The sequence below is a fragment of the Paenibacillus sp. F411 genome, assembly GCF_017582705.1.
Lineage (GTDB): Bacteria > Bacillota > Bacilli > Paenibacillales > Paenibacillaceae > Paenibacillus_AQ > Paenibacillus_AQ algicola.
In genome coordinates this window covers 136723-156154 of the sequence record NZ_JAGFIP010000001.1, presented here as the reverse complement: position 1 = coordinate 156154, position 19432 = coordinate 136723, and the positions used below count along the sequence as shown (strand labels likewise).

Annotated in this window: 19 protein-coding genes; 7 read left to right on the top strand and 12 right to left on the bottom strand. The window is 54.1% G+C overall.

The window, feature by feature from the left end:
* Positions 1-121: 121 nt before the first annotated feature.
* From JJQ72_RS00625 to JJQ72_RS00590, 8 genes are all read right to left on the bottom strand, one after another.
* The gene (locus JJQ72_RS00625) at positions 122-514 is read right to left on the bottom strand and encodes an FxsA family protein (protein WP_138226422.1); all 393 of its coding nucleotides are present in this window, start codon (positions 512-514) and stop codon (positions 122-124) included.
* A gap of 17 nt (positions 515-531) precedes the next feature.
* Positions 532-1029, bottom strand: coding sequence for an acyl-CoA thioesterase (locus tag JJQ72_RS00620; protein ID WP_138226423.1), 498 nt, complete (start codon positions 1027-1029; stop codon positions 532-534).
* Between the two features lie 94 nt (positions 1030-1123).
* Entirely contained in the window at positions 1124-2551 is a 1428-nt protein-coding gene (gene pyk / locus JJQ72_RS00615) for a pyruvate kinase (RefSeq protein WP_138226424.1), read from the bottom strand.
* 107 nt (positions 2552-2658) lie between these two features.
* Positions 2659-3654: an acetyl-CoA carboxylase carboxyltransferase subunit alpha gene (locus tag JJQ72_RS00610; protein WP_138226425.1), complete on the bottom strand. Its 996-nt coding sequence runs from the start codon at positions 3652-3654 to the stop codon at positions 2659-2661.
* On the bottom strand, positions 3654-4547 hold the full coding sequence (gene accD, locus JJQ72_RS00605) for an acetyl-CoA carboxylase, carboxyltransferase subunit beta (RefSeq protein WP_138226426.1): 894 nt from the start codon (positions 4545-4547) through the stop codon (positions 3654-3656). The genes JJQ72_RS00610 and accD overlap by 1 nt, the downstream gene beginning before the upstream one ends.
* 92 nt (positions 4548-4639) lie before the next feature.
* Positions 4640-4828: a glutamate decarboxylase gene (locus JJQ72_RS00600; RefSeq protein ID WP_138226427.1), complete on the bottom strand. Its 189-nt coding sequence runs from the start codon at positions 4826-4828 to the stop codon at positions 4640-4642.
* 162 nt (positions 4829-4990) lie between these two features.
* Positions 4991-5485, bottom strand: coding sequence for a phosphatidylglycerophosphatase A family protein (locus JJQ72_RS00595; RefSeq protein ID WP_208202403.1), 495 nt, complete (start codon positions 5483-5485; stop codon positions 4991-4993).
* 150 nt (positions 5486-5635) lie between these two features.
* Positions 5636-9247, bottom strand: coding sequence for a DNA polymerase III subunit alpha (locus JJQ72_RS00590; RefSeq protein WP_208202402.1), 3612 nt, complete (start codon positions 9245-9247; stop codon positions 5636-5638).
* A gap of 188 nt (positions 9248-9435) precedes the next feature.
* Here JJQ72_RS00590 and JJQ72_RS00585 point away from each other — a divergent pair, with 188 nt between their 5' ends.
* The 3 genes from JJQ72_RS00585 to JJQ72_RS00575 all read left to right on the top strand — a co-directional run bounded on the left by JJQ72_RS00585 (position 9436) and on the right by JJQ72_RS00575 (position 10655).
* Positions 9436-9762 carry a YtrH family sporulation protein gene (locus JJQ72_RS00585; RefSeq protein WP_138226430.1) on the top strand — a complete coding sequence of 109 codons (327 nt, stop codon included), beginning with the start codon at positions 9436-9438 and terminating at the stop codon, positions 9760-9762.
* 10 nt (positions 9763-9772) lie between these two features.
* Positions 9773-10273, top strand: coding sequence for a sporulation membrane protein YtrI (locus JJQ72_RS00580; protein WP_138226431.1), 501 nt, complete (start codon positions 9773-9775; stop codon positions 10271-10273).
* 76 nt (positions 10274-10349) lie between these two features.
* Positions 10350-10655 (top strand): YtpI family protein, encoded by a 306-nt coding sequence (locus tag JJQ72_RS00575; protein WP_138226432.1) that lies wholly within the window; start codon positions 10350-10352, stop codon positions 10653-10655.
* A gap of 23 nt (positions 10656-10678) precedes the next feature.
* On the opposite strand, the gene JJQ72_RS00570 is transcribed toward JJQ72_RS00575, so the two are convergent.
* The 4 genes from JJQ72_RS00570 to JJQ72_RS00555 all read right to left on the bottom strand — a co-directional run bounded on the left by JJQ72_RS00570 (position 10679) and on the right by JJQ72_RS00555 (position 14270).
* Complete coding sequence (locus tag JJQ72_RS00570; protein ID WP_138226433.1) at positions 10679-12013, bottom strand: DRTGG domain-containing protein; 1335 nt, start codon at positions 12011-12013, stop codon at positions 10679-10681.
* Positions 12014-12211: 198 nt separating this feature from the next.
* A complete protein-coding gene (locus JJQ72_RS00565) occupies positions 12212-12508 on the bottom strand; it encodes a hypothetical protein (protein ID WP_138226434.1) in 297 nt (98 codons plus the stop codon).
* Positions 12509-12695: 187 nt separating this feature from the next.
* Positions 12696-13046, bottom strand: a complete 351-nt coding sequence (locus tag JJQ72_RS00560) for a YlbF/YmcA family competence regulator (protein WP_138226435.1) — start codon at positions 13044-13046, stop codon at positions 12696-12698.
* A gap of 54 nt (positions 13047-13100) precedes the next feature.
* Complete coding sequence (locus tag JJQ72_RS00555) at positions 13101-14270, bottom strand: DUF445 domain-containing protein (RefSeq protein WP_208202401.1); 1170 nt, start codon at positions 14268-14270, stop codon at positions 13101-13103.
* A gap of 142 nt (positions 14271-14412) precedes the next feature.
* Here JJQ72_RS00555 and JJQ72_RS00550 point away from each other — a divergent pair, with 142 nt between their 5' ends.
* From JJQ72_RS00550 to JJQ72_RS00535, 4 genes are read left to right on the top strand one after another with little or no spacing between them, the layout of a single operon-like run.
* Positions 14413-15786, top strand: coding sequence for a YheC/YheD family endospore coat-associated protein (locus tag JJQ72_RS00550; RefSeq protein ID WP_208202630.1), 1374 nt, complete (start codon positions 14413-14415; stop codon positions 15784-15786).
* 13 nt (positions 15787-15799) lie between these two features.
* Positions 15800-16930, top strand: a complete 1131-nt coding sequence (locus JJQ72_RS00545) for a YheC/YheD family endospore coat-associated protein (RefSeq protein ID WP_243895785.1) — start codon at positions 15800-15802, stop codon at positions 16928-16930.
* Positions 16927-18300 (top strand): YheC/YheD family endospore coat-associated protein, encoded by a 1374-nt coding sequence (locus JJQ72_RS00540; RefSeq protein ID WP_138226437.1) that lies wholly within the window; start codon positions 16927-16929, stop codon positions 18298-18300. The genes JJQ72_RS00545 and JJQ72_RS00540 overlap by 4 nt, the downstream gene beginning before the upstream one ends.
* Positions 18297-19406: a YheC/YheD family endospore coat-associated protein gene (locus JJQ72_RS00535; protein ID WP_208202400.1), complete on the top strand. Its 1110-nt coding sequence runs from the start codon at positions 18297-18299 to the stop codon at positions 19404-19406. The genes JJQ72_RS00540 and JJQ72_RS00535 overlap by 4 nt, the downstream gene beginning before the upstream one ends.
* The last annotated feature ends 26 nt before the right edge of the window (positions 19407-19432 follow it).

Below are 19432 nucleotides of genomic sequence, written 5' to 3'. Positions count from 1 at the left end.
GTCATGATCTGACTATAGTGTTAACCATCCACATTTCTTCATACCAATCTGCAGCTTTCTTTTCAAAAACCTGAAAAACACAAAAAAGCCGGTCCTGGTGGACCGGCTGTCACAAGTAAAGCTAACGCTTAAAGATTGTAATTTTACCGTTCTTGATATTTCGTTTCATCCACTTGATCAGCAAGAATCGATATAATGGCCTTGTCAGCGGGAAGAGCATGGTAAAGCCAATGAGATCCGTCACAAAGCCCGGGATGATCAAAAGAATGCCGCCGATAAAAATGCACAGTCCCACCGCCATCGATTCTCCCGGCATCATGCCAGCATTCGCCTTCAGCTTGGCATCTTCCATCGCCTTTCGTCCCTCAAAACGCATCATGGCTACCCCGATGGCCGAGGTCAGCAGTGTCAGCAGGAAGGTATTCATGCCTCCAACCTGATCCGCAACGTATGAAAAGCCGAATATTTCAATAGCAGGCATAAAAATAATCGCTGCCAGTATCCATTTCCACATAGCCAAGCTCCTTTCCCTCAATCCAGAGAGTTCCTTAATGCAGCATACAGCTCCGGCAGAGATTTATCCAATCGGGCTGGCTTCCACTCCCGGTTCACCCAGACGTGCCGGGTCGAGCCGGTTACGAGCAATTCCCCGGGAAGCTCCTCTCCGTCTTTCCATTGTACCTCTTTTGAAGGTGCCGGGTCCAATTTACGCATTCTTCGGACCTCATAGCGGTATTGAATACGAAGTGGAGAGAAGGCGGTTATAGAAGTAAATACTACGATTTCATCATCATACCTCGCCGGCTGCTTGTACTGAATGTCCAGATCCACCACCGGCAGAAGCAGTCCGGCCGCTTCGATTTCGGAATAAGAATAGCCCATCGCCCGGATCATCTCGGTACGGCCAATCTCCATCCATTGCAAGTAATTAGCGTGGTAGACCACCCCCATCTGATCCGTTTCCTGATACCGCACCCGCAGGGCTGCCGTGAACCAGCGTATGGGCCCTTCCTCATTCACCTTTGCCATTCAAAAAGCCTCCCTCTATGAAGGAAGAAGCAATGGTCGATTAGCTCGCCCATTGCTTCTTCGTCATGGATATATCGTTATAGCCTGGATCGTCTTATTGCTGTGCCGGAATCTGACTCACCTTCACCAGGTTCGTGGAGCCGGATTTACCCAGCGGAATACCCGCTGTGATCACAACGAGATCATCTTCTTTGACCAGACCGGATTTGACGCCGCCTTGCAGCGCGTAATCAAACATTTCGTCTGTCGAGGTCGCAGTTTCGCCCTTCACCGGGAATACGCCCCATGTCAATGCCAGGCGTCTCAGTGTCCGCTCCTCTGGAGTAACCGCAATGATCGGGGACTTCGGACGGTACTTGGATACCATACGAGCTGTGGTTCCCGATTGAGTCGAAGAAATAATCGCTTTCGCGTTCAGATCCAGTGCAGAGATTGCGACGGATTGGCTGATCGCTTCCGTTACTGTTGTTTCCTGCGCGATGCGCTGCTTCAGGAACAGATCCCGGTGGTTCAGTGCAGATTCTGCCTTTTCCGCAATGCGGGACATGGTCAGCACAGATTCAACCGGATACTTGCCGGCAGCCGTTTCGCCGGAGAGCATGATAGCATCTGTTCCGTCAAAAATAGCATTCGCCACGTCACTCGCTTCAGCGCGGGTCGGACGCGGGTTACGCTGCATGGAATCGAGCATTTGTGTCGCTGTAATGACCGGCTTGCCGGCAATATTACACTTCTCGATCATACGCTTCTGTACAAGAGGAACCTCTTCAGCAGGGATTTCGACGCCGAGGTCACCACGCGCAACCATCAAGCCGTCGGACACCTCAAGAATTTCATCCAGGTTGTCCACACCCTGCTGGTTCTCAATCTTGGAAATAATCTGAATATGCTCAGCGTTATGACGCTTCAGCAGTTCACGGATTTCGAGAACATCACTAGCTTTACGAACGAAGGATGCAGCAATAAAATCGATGCCCTGCTCGATTCCGAATACGATGTCACTGGCGTCCTTCTCGGTAATGCCCGGCAGGGAAATTGAAACGCCCGGTACATTCACGCCCTTCTTGCTCTTGATCGTTCCGCCGTTGACGATGCGGCATCTGATTTCAGTGCCCTGCACCTCAACCACTGTCAAGCCGATCAATCCATCATCGATCAAAATGGTTGACCCCGGCTGTACGTCCTCCGGAAGGTTCTTGTAGGTTACTGTCAAACGGTTCTTGTCGCCGAGAATTTCATCGGTAGTCAAGGTAACATACTCGTCCTGAACCAATTCAATCGGCTCTACTTCCAGCTTGCCGGTACGGATCTCAGGGCCTTTCGTGTCGAGCAGGATCGCTACGGTCTTGTTCAGCTCCTCGCAGGCTTGGCGGATGTTCTTGATTCTGCCGCCATGCTCGTCGAAATCACCATGAGAGAAGTTCAGGCGGGCTACATTCATTCCAGCCATAATCAGCTTCTTGGTGTTTTCGAGCGATTCGCTGGAAGGACCGATCGTACATACAATTTTTGTTTTGCGCATTTAGGTTTCCTCCGTTTTTCAAGGGTTCTCTATATTCTCTATATCTCTTCCAACAATTAAATTTACTACAGTTTATGACGTTTGTATAGAAATTTTGTCACATCCTGTCACGCTGTCGGATTCGCCTCTGGCTCCGGACTTGGTGAAGGTGCAAAATCAAAGCTTCCGATCTTTCTGAACTTCTGGTAACGGTCCTCCACAAGCTCGCACGCATCCATTTCGGAAAGCTCCTTCAGATGCCGCAGCAGCGCTGCCTTAATGTAATCTGCGCTTTCCTCATAGCCCTTATGGGCTCCGCCCATAGGCTCTGGAACGATCTCTTCAATAACCTCCATCTCCAGAAGGTCCTGTGCGGTAATCTTCATCGCTTCTGCCGCTTGGTCCGCCTTAGAGGCATCCTTCCACAGAATGGAAGCAGCTCCGTTCGGGGAAATGACCGAGTAGATGGCATTCTCCAGCATCAGGATCCGGTTGCCCACAGCCATCGCAAGAGCACCGCCGCTTCCTCCCTCGCCGATGACTACACATACTACTGGAACCCCTAGTGAAGACATTTCCCGCAGATTGCGGGCAATCGCCTCAGACTGGCCTCTTTCTTCCGCAGTATTCCCCGGGTATGCACCCTTCGTATCAATAAAGGTAATGATCGGACGCTTGAATTTCTCCGCCTGCTGCATAAGACGCAGCGCCTTGCGGAAGCCTTCCGGGTGGGCGCTTCCGAAGAAGCGGGCGATGTTATCCTTCGTATCCTTACCGCGCTGCTGGCCAATAACCGTCACCGGAACGCCATTCAGCTTCGCCAGACCTCCGACGACAGCAAGATCATCTCCATATAGCCTGTCCCCATGCAGCTCGATAAAATCCGTAAAAATAAGCTGGATTAAATCCAGCGATGTCGGACGCTGCTGGTGCCTGGCCAGATGCATTTTCTGGGAAGGGGAAATGGAGGAGTAAATCTCCTCCTCCAGCTGTTTATATCGTTCTTCAAGACGGGCAATTTCATCCGTGAAATCGATGCCCTTCTCCTGTCCAAACTGTCTCAATTCCTCAATCTTCTTGCGCATCTCCGCAAGAGGCTTTTCGAAAGGTAATTCGCCTGACATTAAAATTCCCCTTTCACAGCATGCATTTCGAGCAGCTTGCCCAGCATGGAGCGCAAATCCTTGCGGTGGACGACCATGTCAAGCTGTCCATGATTCAGGTTGAATTCCGCGGTCTGGAAATCCTCCGGAAGCTTCTGGCGGATGGTCTGCTCAATGACGATTCTTCCGGCGAAGCCGAATACGGCTCCCGGCTCAGCGATGTTAATATCGCCAAGTGTTGCAAAGCTGGCGGATACTCCGCCCGTCGTCGGATCTGTAATAACTGAAATATACAAGCCGCCCTGTTCGCCGAAGCGGGAGAGTGCTGCACTCGTCTTCGCCATCTGCATCAAGCTGAGAATGCTCTCCTGCATCCGTGCGCCGCCGGAGGTCGAGAAAATAATAAGCGGCAGCCCATGCTTTCCGGCATGCTCGATCGCCCGGGTAATCTTCTCGCCTACAACGGAGCCCATACTGCCGGTGAAAAAGTCAAAGCTCATCACAGCAACCACAACGGGCTGTCCGCAAATAAAGCCCTTGCCTGTAACAACGGCATCATGAAGACCCGATTTCATCTTCTGCTGCTCCAGCTTGCCGGCGTATCCCGGAAACTGCAGCGGATCTACCGAAATCATATCCGCATCAAATTCCTCAAAGCTTGTCTCATCGAGCGTGATCCCAATACGTTCCAAGGCATTCAGCCTCATATGGTGCCCGCACTCCGGACATACCTTAAGGTTCTTCTCAAGCTCCTTGCTGTACTGAATCACGCCGCATTTGACGCATTTGTTCATAAGCCCTTCCGGGATTTCGCGCTTCGGGCGTTCTCCCTCTTCTCTTTGCCCGGACTTCACCGCTTGATCAGAGGGAATGGTGGCGTATCTTCTCTTCTTCTGAAACAGATCTTTAAACACAACTACACCTCTCCAGCCGTATATTTGAATGGCCGCAAACTAAGCGATATTCATCATTTGTATCTGGCAAGCTTCGCTATGTAACCCTTGTGCTAGGGGTGCAATATCGAATTCAACACTTCCTGTACCTCGTCCAGCTCCCCCGAAGGTACCCGTATCTCGTATTGTTGCTTTGAAAGATTCACAGGACGGCTTTGAACCAAAAACCCTTCTTCTGTCAGCCTGGTTGTAATCATTTCTGCCACCTTGGAGGTGGGAGCGATATATATTACCGTCCACATGCCTTTCAGATCCCCCTAATTTCATGCTATAGGCATATCCTGAGCCGATATAATGGATAATGATAACACACTTCTATTTTTACCTCAACAAAAGAGAAGAGGGGCTGAGCAGGCATGATTCCGGCAATGGTCCTAAAAAATCACTGATTTTGTCGTTCGCGGTCAGTCGGTGGAGGAGGTGTAGGAAGCCGCTCCAGGATTATTGTGCGCAATTCTCGAGGATGCCGCTGCGGCGATGCCGGCAACTAGATCATCCAGAAACACATGAACGGATTTCCTGTCTTCATTTAAAGTGTGAATGACCCCGATCTTTTCCTTATCTAAATATCCGAAGCTGGTCAGCCCAATCATACCGTAAATGCTCGTCACGCCCAGCGCCAGAGTCTCATCTACTCCGTACAATGGCTCATCTTGATCCATAATCGATTGCAGCGGCTCGGGCAGCAGCCGTGACTCAGCCAGCTTGTCTAATGCAATGCCTGTAAAGAGAGTATACTGCACCTCCCGTTTGCCCAGCACAGCCCTCACGCTGTTCTCACACGCTGCTAATGTCAGATCCGGATGATATTTCTGCTGCAGCTGAAACACAATGTCTGCAATTGCAGACACGCTGACGCCCCGTTCTAGAAGCATGCTTTCTGCCAGTTCCATTGACATACAAAATCCCTCCCGCACAATACCGTTAGCACGCTGGTGCTCGCTTGCGACGTCACCGGCGCGCCGGGCAGCAGCCACGAAATGTATCCATTCCGTGGTGTCCTTAAGTGTATGCAGGAGGGATATGAAATGTTCATTATAAATGAACCGCTATTTGATTTTTACGCTGCCTTTACCCAGCATTTCCTCGATCGAGGCTACCAATACGTCCCTGGGATCAATCCGGTAGGCCTCGCTGAGGGCCAGCGCCTTCTGATTGCTTTCATAAAATAGCACTGTCGCCGCTGGCCCCCGGTGCTGCTGCAGCAGCTTCTTGAGCCTCGACAGAATTTGAGGGTCCTCGCAGTCCGGAGATATTTTGATAAATACCCGCTGACCTGCGCTCTGCTCCTTGAAGCCGTTCCCGGGTGATTGCTTCATTTCTTCCCCAGGCGGCATCCCCTGCTGCTTCCGAGTGGATTCCGGCGGCCTGACAGCCGGTCTCACAGCGGACCGCTCCTTGCGCCCGATTCGGGATCGCCTTACAAGCTGCTGCAGCCGGTCCCGTTCAAGCGGCGCTGCCTCCTCGGCAAGCAGCTTGAAGCCCTCGTCCTGCTGCTGGACCTTGGCTCGCAGGGCCAGCAGCGCACCTTTCTCAATGAAGGGGCTGCTCTTTCTCCAGACCTCCGGAAAGAGCACCACCTCGCAGCGGTCAATCTGGTCCTCAAATTCTACAAAGGCCATCGCCTTGCCCTGCTTGGTGGTAATCGTCTTGACCGCGACCACCATACCCGCCACCGTAACCTGGGACTCATCGGCAGCCTCGTCCAAGTCCATCAGCCGCTCGGTTCCGGCCTCTTGCAGCAGCTCGTCATAATCATCCAGAGGATGGCCGGAGAGATACATGCCGAGCAGCTCCCGCTCCAGCTCCAGCTGCTGGCTGGCGGAATACGGCGGAATATCCGGATATTCAATATCCCAATTCGCCGTTTCAATCACATCAAAGTCGAAGAGCTGAATTTGCAGATCCTCTCGCTCCTTCCGCCATTTCAGCGCGGCCTCCACGGTTTCATCCACCATGGCGGTCTGCTGCGAGCGGTGCCCTGGCAGAGAGTCAAAGGCACCAGCCTGAATAAGTGACTCGATCACCCGCTTATTGCAGACCCGCAGGTCAATCCGGCGGCAGAAATCCAGCAGGCTTTCAAAGGGCTTGTCTTCACGAAGACGGACCATGCTGTCCACAGCCTGGGTCCCGACATTCTTGATTGCGGCAAGCCCGAAGCGAATAAACCCGGGAGACCCGCCATTCTCTGCATCATCAGCCTCCGCTACCGGGGTGAACAGGCTCCCGCTTTCATTCACGTCAGGGGGAAGCACCTTGATGCCCATCCGCTGGCATTCCAGCACATATTCCGCCACCTTCCGGTGGCTGCCCATGACCGCGGTGAGCATGGATGCCATAAAATGAACAGGATAGTGGGCCTTTAGATACGCCGTCTGGAAGGCAAGGACACCATATGCCGCGGCATGCGCCCGCGGGAAACCGTAATCCGCAAAGCGAACGATCATATCGTACACCCGATTCGCTTCATCCCCGGAATAGCCCTGGTTCAAGCTGCCGGTCACGAAATGATCCCGTTCCAGATCCAGCACCTCACGCTTCTTCTTGGAGACCGCTCGTCTCAGTAGATCTGCTTCTCCCAGCGAGAACCCTGCCATCCGGGACGCGATCTGCATAATCTGCTCTTGATAGACAATAATGCCGTAGGTGTCGCCTAATATTTCGGCCAGGTCCGGATGCGGGTACTCCGGCTCGATGACGCCGTGCTTGGCCTGAATGTACTTCGGAATAAAATCCATCGGCCCCGGACGGTACAGCGCCAGCACGGAAATAATATCTTCAAATCCACTTGGCTTCAGATCCTTCAGCACTCTTCGCATCCCTGCCGACTCCAGCTGGAATACTCCCGTCGTATCGCCTCGGCCCAGCATGGCATAGGTAGCGGGATCGTCATCAGCAATTCTGCTCCAGTCCGGCGGCGTCAGCCCCGTTTCCTGAATCCATCTCATACTTCGCTCGATAATGGACAGGGTTCGAAGCCCCAGAAAGTCCATCTTCAGCAAGCCGATGCTTTCCAGATTCTCCATCGAATATTGCGTCAAAGCCGTCTTCTCGCTGCCTTCCTGAAGCGGGACCGTCTCGGTCAGCGGTTCCTTGGAAATGACCACGCCTGCGGCATGCGTCGACGCGTGCCGGGGCATGCCCTCCACCTTCATCGCCATATCCAGCAGCTGCTTCACCTTCGGCTTGCTGTCGTACTGCTCCTTCAGGCCGGGACTGTCCTCGACAGCCCGGGCAATGCGGATGCCAAGCTGATTCGGAATCAGCTTGGCCGTGCGGTCTACATCTCCAAAGGGCACGTTCAATGCGCGGCCGACATCACGCACGGCGGCCTTAGCTGCAAGCGTACCGAAGGTAATAATCTGAGCCACGTGCTGACGTCCGTATTTATCAACCACATAGTCAATGACTTCATCGCGCCGCTCGTCACTAAAGTCAATGTCGATATCCGGCATACTCACCCGCTCCGGATTCAGAAAGCGCTCGAAGAGCAAATGATATTTCATCGGGTCCACATTCGTAATCTGCAAGGTGTACGCTACCAGGCTTCCTGCAGAAGAGCCCCTGCCCGGTCCAACAGCAATGCCCTGCCGATGGGCATATGCAATGAAATCCCACACAATCAAGAAATAATGGCTAAAGCCCATGTTCTCAATGACGCCCAGCTCATAATGAAGCCGACGATGAAGCTCCTCCCGCATGGCCTCATCCTGCCACCGTTCACTGCCGCGATAACGCAGCTCAAGCCCTTCAAGGCACAGCTGGCCTAGATAAGCGGCAGCGTCCATGCCTTCCGGGAGCGGCCGGTACTCCGGGAGAATGGACTGCCCGAAGGTCAACTCCAGAGAGCACTGCTCCGCAATGGCGACGGTATTAGCCGCCGCTTCCATGGCATGGGGAAACAGACGACCCATCTCCTCAGCACTCTTCAAGTACAGCTGCCGGGTCGGAATTCTCAGCCGGCTGTCATCCTCCACGTTCGTGCCTGTGCCGATGCAGATCAATACATCCTGGACCTCGGCATCCTCCGGCGCCAAATAGTGAACATCATTCGTTAACACGAGCGGAATGTCCAGCTCCTGCGATAACTGAATCAGCTGAGGATTGACACGCTTCTGCTCCGGCAGGCCATGGTCCTGCAGCTCCAGATAATAGTCAGGTCCAAAGATCTCCTTGTACCTTAAAGCCGCCTCCCGCGCGGCATCGGTACGGCCATGCAGCAGCTGCTGCGGCACTTCGCCGCCCAGGCACGCACTCAGGCATATAATGCCTTCATGAAATTCCGCCAGAGCCTCCATATCAATCCGGGGCTTATAATGAAAGCCCTCTAAATGGCCGATGGAGCACAGCTTCATCAGATTGCGATAGCCGGTCTCGTTCTTCGCCAGCAGTATTAAATGGTAGATCGGCTGATCCTTGCGGCTTCCCCGGTCCTTCCGGGAGCCTTCCGTAATATAAGCCTCACAGCCGATAATCGGCTTGATTCCGTGCTGCTTGCATAATTTATAAAATGGCACAGCGCCATACATCACGCCATGATCGGTAAGGGCGAGTGATTTCATGCCCAGCTCAGCTGCCTGCTGAACGAGCTCTGTCAGCTTTGCAGCCCCGTCGAGCAGACTGTATTCACTGTGCACGTGTAGATGCACGAAAGAGCTCATGGCACGCCTCCTTAGGAATAACCTTCTATGCCTTGCCGCTCCCTCTGCAAGGTGCGGAAATCAAGGATGTCAGTATGAATTTTCTCTTCTATTTTATCATAATGTGCCTTCAGACGCCCATACAATGGAACAGGAGACTTATGGACAGGCGGTCACGGTCCTGCCCGCAGAAAGGGGCTGCAAATGAGATGAATGTATTTCTATCCAAGGCCATACTGGATTTCTTCATTGCGTTCGGGATTGTGCTTGGGGGTGCCATGGTGGGCGGGATCGGTGCCGTGTTCTCCATGCAGCCGCCGACGCAGACGATGCTGGACGTCGCCGACCGGATTAAAATCTGGGCTCTCGCTGCAGCGGTTGGCGGTACGATTGATCCCATGCGCGTCATTGAAAGCAATATGCTGGGAGGCAATCTTTCTCCCGCCATCAAGCAGGTGCTGTATCTCGTCTTTGCCTTTCTTGGCGCCCATATGGGCAGCGAGCTGGTGAAATGGGTCTGCCAGGACCGGAGCTGAAGGATACATTATGAGAGTGCCGCAGTTTCGTCGATACCGCCACCTTTATCATGGAGCCTCCCTGCTGGTCCTGGGCATGGTCATCGGAAGCATTGTGTATAACTCGCTGTATCATGCCAGCTACAACAAGCTATGGATGAACAATCGTGACATGCAGATTCAGATTTCCCAGTATGAGGAGGATATTCAGAACCTGAAGAAATACAACAAGCAGCCCACCGTCATCCGGGAAATCAAGCTGCGCGCGGAGCAGAAGAACAATGAGCTGGACAGCCTTGTGATCAAGGAAATTTTGCAGCTGCTCGGCAAAGATCTCGCTGCTCTCCGGGGGAGAAGCGTCTTTGATATTGATACAGACAGCAAGCTGGCCCGTTCACTGCTGGAGGATAAATTATACAAGATTAGAGATAAGAGCTTTACGGTCAAGATTCGGACCATGCTCGTGATGGAGGGTGTGCTGCAAATCTGGGTGGAGATTGACATGAAGATTCAAACGGGAGGGGATTCATGATACAATACGAAAGGCTATTGACGGAGTAATCTAAAGGTTCATAAATATTTTATGATGTAGAAGGAGTGCCCCTCTAATGATGGATATGCTCAAATATGCACTTATTTTTGTACTTGCTGCAGCCTGTGTGCTGGCTGCCCTGAACAGTGTCCGCGCCCGCCGCAAGCGAGATCCCCTGGAACGGGGCAGACATCAGGCGCTGACCAACGTGTGGATGGGCGTGATGCTTATCGTGCTGTCTGTGCTGGCCATGCTCATGTTCAGCGGCTCCACGGTGGCTGTCATTGTCGAAGCCATATTTATGGTGCTTGGCGCGTTTAATATATTCGCTGGGCTGCGCAGCCGCTCCTATTACAGCCGCCAGCAGAAGGCGAACAGCTAAGCCTGCTTATTCCGCTGTCACCGCTATCCCTGGTCAATCGACTGCAGCGTCATGACCGACTTTGCAACCAGGCTGGAATCATGCACAATCTCGACTTCCAGCCTGCAGGTCCGGCGGCTCAGCTCCAGCAGGCTTGGATGAATTACAATGGGATCCTCAATCTGCACCGGACGGATGAAGAAGGTGGAAAGCTGATCCAATACATAATCCCCGCCCGTCCAATCCTTGGCCGCGCGAAATGCAGCCTGACTCATGACCGTGGTCAGAATGCCTTGAGAAATGGTCCCGAGGTCAGTCGCCATCTGCGGTGTAATTAATCCGTGAAAGAACAGCTTCCCCTGCTCGTCCCGATCCTCCGCCATTCCGTTCCAGATTAACTGATCAAAGGTTTCTCCCATCTGGGGCTGATTCCGCGCATTGCGTAGCGCCTCCAGCACCTCTTTGCGGGTCACAGTCGCTACCAGCTTCCGGTTCCGGTCCACAATCGGCAGGAAGTCAATGCCTTCCCACATCATAATCTGGGCCGCGGACGCCAGTGAAGTCTTCAGCGTAGCGGTAATAGGATTGCGCGTAATCGCCTTGTCGATCGCCTGATGATCCGCCAGCACCGCCGTATCCTTCGCTCCTACGATCCCGATGACACGGTTCCACTCATCGGTTACCGGGAAGCGCTCCTCGCCGCTGCGCAGGACCATCTCCCGGAATTCCAGCGCAGTGACTGAGTTTTTGAGCGGCGGGATCTTGGGACGTTCACCTGCAATATCCTCCACCAGCATAATTTTCTTCTTGATCAGCCTGTCAAAAATCGCCCGGTTAATCATCGACGCCACGGTAAATGTGTCATGACGCGAGGACATCACCGGCAGCCCCAGCCGATCCGCCAGCTGCTTAACTTCCCGGCTAGTCCCGAACCCGCCGGTAATCAGCACGCCTGCTCCCTGCTCCAGCGCCAGAATATGAGCATCCTCCCGGTTCCCTACGATCATAAGGCTGCCAGCATCAATATAACGGATCATCGCCTCCACCTTCATCGCACCGATTACATATTTATAGAGGCTTTTATCGAGGCCCTCTGACCCGCCAAGCACATGGCCCTCCACGATGTTAACGACATCAGAAAAGGTGAGCTGCTCTGATATATTTCTCGGCTTACGCTCGATGCGCACGGTACCGATTCTTTCCTTGGTCATGACAATGCCTAAGGATTCTGCCTCTTTTACTGCCCGGTATGCCGTCCCTTCGCTGACCGCCAGCTCCTTCGCCAGCCTTCGGACCGATATTTTCTCTCCAATCTTCAAGCCTTCAATATATTGCACCAGCTGTTCATGCTTGGTTACCGTCTCGTCCTTGATGTCCAACTGTTACACCCCCTGGGTTACATCTGTACTACTCTGTTACTATTATATCATGCCAGCCCAGCTTATCCATGTTAGCTCGTGAAACCTCATGTCGTCTGTAATTCCAGCACACAGCATAACAAAGACGCCGTCAGCAGCACATCTCTGACAGCGCCTTGCCTGGCATTTCACCTCTATACCCTCATGAGTATCGTTGTATTATTCGCCGGCAGACATGCTGCGGGCTTCCCGCTCCTCCGGCCATTTCAGCTGCCATTGCTTCAGCTTCTCGCGGCGGATTTCATCCAGTGCCTTCTGCTTCGCCTCGTCCACGCCGATGAGAATGTGCAGATGCGAGCCAATGACGAGCAGCGCAAAGCCGGCCCATACGGCTCCGAATAGCGCCGCCCACGAGAAGCCTCCAGCGAACGAGATGCTTGGCAAGGCGTACAGCAGCATCGCCAGGGCGATGACCAGGTAAATCAGATGCTTGACTTTGCTTTTTTTCCGATTCATGATATCCAGCTCCTCTATGATTCAATCTCTATAGTTCTACTCTATGAGAGACGGAGCGAAATTATGAGACAAGTTAGGGAATCCCGGCAAAAAAAGAGCATTACCCTGCCCAAGGGCAGTGCCCTGGCAAAGTAATGCTTCTCTATAGGCAGACTCACCTCTCAAGTGAGCAAAAAATACAGCTCCATTATGGCTGCGCCGGTCCGTACAGATCCTGCAGGCTATCTGAAATAATCTTGTTTACATCCTCAATGATGACGCTCAGACGGCGCTCGGCATCGAACAAACGACGGATGCTGAGGTTCATGCTAAGCACCTCGAACAGCTTCTCCACCTGCTCCATTTCTTCCTGGGACGGCATATCCCCAGTCATGATGCGCTGCTGAATTTCCATCTGCCGCTCGCGGAAGCTGTTCAGCATCTGCTTGCTTTCGGCGTCGCCTTCAATCAGCTTCATCGCCGACGTAATTTCCTGCACTTCCTCGCTTTCTCTCATCGCTTTTGCCAGATCGTTCGCCTTATCATAAATATTGCTCATCGTTGGTGCCTCCTTGGTAGTAAACGGCGCTGCCGTATGAAATGAAAACCATAATTACTTCAGCCACAAAATGGTAATCGAAGACTGAACCAGGCCAATGAGGGCCCCAAGCGCCACTCCCAGCCAGGTAATCGCCCGAAATTCCTTGCCCGACACGCTTAAAATAACCTGCTCCAGACGCTCTACCGGAAATCTTTCCACCTGCTCCTGCACCAGCTCCGGCAGCCGGATCGACTTTACCAGTGCCGGAACCGCCGAGCTCGCCATACCGAGCCCCTTGTCCACCCACTGCGGCAGAGCCTCCTGCAAGGCAGCGAGACGGGGCCGAACGATCTCCGCGATGGTGACCTGCTCGCCCCGCGCCATCCATTCTTCCCACGGCAGGACCTGCTCCAGCTTCTGAAGCAGCAGCTCCAGCGCAGGCTCTCCCGCCAGGGACTGCACTAGCGCGCCCAGCGGCATCTCTCCATACTGCTCCAGCTTGGCTGCAATGATGTCTGCCACCGTGCGGTGGACACGACCCCCTTCCAGCTGGCCGATCAGAGTCGGCGTGAGCTTCTGGACGAGCTTGTCCTCATCTACGAACAGAGCCGCCATCGTGCCCAAAAATCCCCCTGCCTTGTCCACCATGGAGTGGGTCATTTTCCGGAGCATCCGCTGTCCCTCTGCCGACAGCAGCGTATCGCCAAGCTCCTTCAGCACCATTTCGGCCGCCTGCTCGCTCCATTGGCGGCGCTTGTCCTCCGACCAGCCCGGAACAAGCTCCTTCACCGGCTTCTCCTCCAGGCCATAAGCCGCCCACATAGATACAGCAGACCGATTTACCGCAGAGCGGGCCGACTGCAGGGCCTTGCCCTTCAAAGCCTCCCACTCCTCTTCACTCCAGATCCCCAGCAGCACATCCTTAACGGAGTCTTCACTTTCTGCCAGGCTGTTCAGCTTCGCGGACAATGTATCCACCGCCTTCTGGCGGAAGGCCGGCTTCTGCAGCATCTCCTGCAGCCCTTCGCTGGTAACAAGATATTGCGAGACGACCTCACCCAGCGATTTCGCAATATCCTGCTTGCGCTTTGGAATCAGTCCGGGCGTAAAGGGAAGGCGGCGCCCGAATATTTTGACCTCATTTCGGGGGTGAAACAGCATCTTGATCGCAAAATGATTCGTAATTCCGCCGACAAATGCGGCAACACACATATTGATTAGAATAAACAGCCCGCTCTGCATGGCTTCAAAAGCCCTCCTTTTTCCAGACCTGTACAATCACCAAGGGATATATGTCTCCATATGATAAATCACATGCAAATGTTCAGACAGAGCCTGTCGTCTGCGCATCAGACATCAAGTTGTTGTCGGAAGGAGATCCATGATGTCCAAAACCAAGCTGCCGGTACAGCTCATTACCACCAGCACCCTGCCGGAGAACCATATCCGGCTTGGCGAGAGGCTGATCAAGTCACTTCGAATTCCCACAGATCAGTCCCTCACGCTTGAGTTCGGCTCCTTCAGACAGGAGATCCGTATTGTACCCGGCAAAAAACTATACGCCATTCGCATCAGCCCCTCCTTGTCCCAAGCCGCCGGCCTGCTGCCTGGAACGGTAGTGAGCGCAGCGTATCGCGCCGCCGATCATGTGTTAAAGCTTGGACCTGTCCTTGGCGTGATGATCGGCCGCTATGACCCCAAGGACCGGGAGAAGCCGTTCGGGTCCATTTCATCCTTTTGCATGGAAATGATACATGCCAGCCGCAAGCTGGGCGCATTCGTTTACTTTTTCACACCGGACATGATCGGCACCGGCTCCCAGTCGCTTCAAGGCATCTGGTATGACCGGGGCTGGAAAAAGGGTCCCGTTCCGCTGCCTGACGTCATCAACAACCGGCTCGCTACGCGGAAACTGGAGAATAGTCCTAGCGTACAGCATTTCATGAAAGAAGTAAAATCACGCTATCGCACGCCGGTATTCAATGAAAAATTCCTGGATAAGTCCGAGGTGTTTGAGGCGCTGGCCGCCGATGAACGCTTGAAAAGGTATTTGCCTGAGTCCTATTTGCTGAAGAGCTATCCCACGCTGAAAAAAATGTGCAGCTCCTATCCGGTCGTGTTCCTGAAGCCGGTTCGCGGCAGCTTGGGCAAGGGCATCATCCGCATCACGCTGGAGCCAGACGGCAGCTGCCACACGCTGACCACCTCCCTTGAAGGCACCATACGCCGTCAATACAGCTCTTTGAAGAAGCTGTACAGCGGGTTGTCAGGGAAGCTCGCGAAAGAGCGGTATCAGATCCAGCAGGGATTAAATCTGATTCGTAATCAGAAGAAAAACGTCGATTTCCGGGCCCTCGTTCACAAAAATATGAAGGGCAAATGGAGCGTAACCTCCATCGTCGGGCGGATTGCAGGCGGAAATCATTTCGTGTCCAATCTGGCCCGCGGCGGAACACTGTCCACGGTCAAGGAGGCTTTGGCCGGCAGCAGCCTGTCAGCAGCCTTCAAGAATCAGCTGCCTGCCAAGATGGAGCAAGCCGCGCTGGAGATCGCCAAGGGCGTCGAGACGTATATTCCCTATCATTTCGGGGAGCTTGGCATTGATCTCGCTGTCGATACGTCCGGCCGGATCTGGCTGCTGGAGGTGAACTCCAAGCCGTCCAAGAGCGATGATGCGCCGCTGAACAATGAAGACAAGGTGCGGCCTTCCGCTATGAGACTTCTGCAGTACTCCCAGTATTTAAGCGGCTTTCAATAAGGAGGTGGCGGGATTGACAACAAGCATCGGAACGCTCGGTATTATGGTTAGCCGAAAGAAGGGCTCTCCCCCCTTCTCGGATCGGGAATTTCTGAAGCAGCTTTGCCTGTCTGCCCGCCGCTTAGAGCTTCAAGCGTACGTCTTCTGCGCAGACAGCTATGAATTGTCAGACTCTCTAAAGCGCGATCGCTTCAAATCCATCAAGGGGTATGCTGTGCAGGACCAGGAATGGATAGAGGGCTTTTTTCCAGTGCCGGAGCTGATCTTTGACCGCTGTCTGTCCGGCAATGCCCGGGAAGCACAGCACGCAGCGGCCGTTGTACAGGAGGCGGAGCAGACCCAGCGTATACTGTGGTCGCGCAGGCTGCCTGGCAAATGGAGGGTATACGAACGGCTGAAGCAGTGCCCTCACCTCTCCGCGGCTCTCCCGCTGACGCTGAGATACACGGGACCCGCCTCGCTCCGGAATGCCTTGCACCGCTTTCAGGGAGACGTATTTATGAAGCCCAGCGCCGGATCTCACGGCAGCCATACGCTCTATATCCATCAAGAAGGCGCACACGCCGTACTAAAGGGGCGCACCCGAGATAATGTGCCGTTCAGACACCGTACTCATGCTGCCTCGCTGCCTGGCTGGATCTTCCAATTTACCGGGCACCGGAGCTTTGTGATGCAGCCGTTTCTGCAGCTGACCAGTGCCGATGGAAGACCGTTCGATATTCGCGTGCTTGTACAAAAGAACGGCCAGGGCCGCTGGTGCCTGACCGGCTCTGCACTGCGGGAAGGCAGCTGTGAAGGCCTCACCTCCAATCTCCACGGAGGAGGCAGAGCAGCACAGGTGCTGCCTGGCCTGATATCTCGATTCGGCTCGGCGGCTTCAGCCGGGATCATGGACACCATCCATCACCTTAGCGAGCTGATCCCTCCCGATCTGGAAGAGGGATTTGGACGCCTGGGCGAGCTCGGGATCGATTTCGGCGTAGACGCTAAGGGCACAGTCTGGCTGCTGGAGGTTAACTCCAAGCCGGGACGGCGCGTGTTTACCCAGACAGGTGATACCGGGGCAGCGGAGCAGTCTGTCATGAACCCTCTCCGGTATGCCCGTTATTTACTGCTTCGACAACTTAGGAGGGTTAATCCATGAGTTTGACTTTCAGTAACGTTCATTTCTCACAGCAGCCCGAGAAAGCAGTATTCATGTCCGGCTCGCTCCTGAGAAGCATGGGACTTACAGGAAAAAAACAGATACAGCTTCATGTCGGCACGGACTATATCTCCGTTCCGCTGAAATCCATTGAACGATCCGGGAAGCATCTGTATTTAAGCTCCGGTCTGCGGAGCCAGGTCCGCGTGCCCCGCTCCGGGGGAGCCTATGTTCACACACCGCGGGAAGGCCAGCTTCATCTGGGTCCGGTGGTAGGCGTGCTCTCTGACGGCTCTTCGGCGCCCGGCAGCCCTTTTGGCTCCAGAACCGGCTATATCAAGCAGCTGCTGCGCGAAGGCGGCAAGAAAATGTATGTGTATGCCTTCTCTCCCAAGGACATTAACTGGCAGAAGGAAACCGTGTATGCCTATGTGCTCAGCGCCGGAGGTCAATTCGTGCGCAAGACGGTGCCGCTGCCAGACGTAGTGTACAACCGGCTGCCCAGCCGGAAAACGGACTTTTCCAATGCGACCAATCAGCTTCGGGAGCGCTTCTTGAAGAGAAATATCGTCTTTTTTAACTGGGCGTTCTTCAATAAATCCGATATTTACAACCTGCTGGAGAACGATCCCCAGGCCGGGAGATATGTGCCCGAAACGTACAACAGCCCGGGCACCGAACGGATCCGGGATATGATGGACCGTCACCGCTTTGTGTACTACAAGCCTTCGGCCGGAAGTCTGGGCAACGGTATTTACCGGCTTACGCATCAGCCGAAGAAGGGGTATTTTGCACGGTACAGCAGCTCTGGAGGAAACACCCTGCTGAAATTCCCGAGCTTCTCCAGCCTGATGAAGATGCTCCAAAGCAAGCATGGTCCGGCGCTCAAGCACTATGTCATTCAGCAGGGCATCCGGCTGATCGAGATTGACGACTGTCCGATCGACTTTCGCTTTCACATGCACAAGAATGCCAAGAACCGCTGGAGCGTCGTCGGCATCGGGGCGAAAAAGGCCGGCCGCGGCAGCGTAACTACCCACATCAAGAACGGAGGCTCCCTCATGACGCCGGAGCAGGCTCTCTCCCGTGTATTCGGCTCCCGTTCCCGGGACGTGCTGGAGCGCGCCAAGCAGGCCGCCATCGCGCTCGCCGAGGCGATCGAGAATCATCATGCCCATGTGCTCGGGGAGATCGGCTTTGATATCGGCATCGACGAGGATGAGAAGATCTGGATGTTCGAGGCGAACTCCAAGCCGGGCCGCTCGATCTTTGCGCATCCGCTGCTGAAATCGGAGGGTAAGGCATCGGTGGAGCATATTTTTGAGCACAGTCTGTATCTCAGCGGCTTCCTGCGGGGGAATGACTCATGATCAGCCGCAGTCCGGAAGCCGCCAAGCCTGTCGTTGCCATTCTGACCATGTCCGATCCTTACCGGATGTTTCGAGGCAACCGTCATAATTTTCAGGACATTATCAGGACCGGAAGAGACATGGGATTTGAGGTTTATGTGCTGACCGTCAAGGATCTGGATCTTGATTCGCCGGTCCTTCGGGGCTTTATCCCTGCCGGGGACCAGACCTGGGAACAGAAGCTGTTCCCTTTCCCCCGGGTGATCTACAACCGGATTCCGGCGCGGGAGGATGAGGCGAAGCCGAAGGTGACCCGCAAGATCAAGGCCTGTCTCCGTCACCCCCGGCTGGAGCTGTATAACCCTTATTTTTTCAACAAAAGAGAGCTGTTTGACTGGCTCAATCAATCCCGCCAGACTCGCCAATGGGCACCTGCCACCAAGAAGCTGAAGGGGTTCTCCTCTCTCTGCGACATGATCAAGAGCCATCCCTACCTGTACTTAAAGCCGGAAGAGGGGAAGGCGGGACACGGCATCATGAGATTGAAGCATCAGAGCAGCAAGGCGCTGCCGTATCGTCTGCAAATCCAGAACAACCGGGGCAGCACCACGTATAAAGCCGCTACACTGGAACGACTCTGGCAAAGAGTCTATAAGGAGACAACCGGAGAGCCGTACCTGATCCAGCAGGGCATCGAGCTAGCTGCACTTCACGGCCGGCCCTTTGACCTGCGGCTCCTGGTCCAGAAGGCGGAGCACGGCTCCTTCAGCGTCACCGGCATCGGCGCCAGAATGGCCGGCGCAGATAGCATCACAACCCACGTGCCGCGCGGCGGCTCGATTGAGGATCCCGAGAAGCTGCTGACTGCGGTGTTCGGACCGGAGCGAAGCCAGGACATTCTGGGGCGAGTGCGCAATGCCGCTGTGCAGATCGCGAAGCAGATCGAGAAGGGCTCGGAGTATCAGCTTGGCGAAATGTCGATGGATCTCGGGATTGATACCTCCGGAAGCTTATGGTTTTTTGAAGCGAACGCCAGGCCGATGAAATTCGATGAGCCGAACATTCGGAAGCGGTCGCTGGAACGTATTTTTAAATATTGTCATTATCTGATAGGACATCGTTCCTGATTTTTTGCACCTGGAAGGAGCCTTCA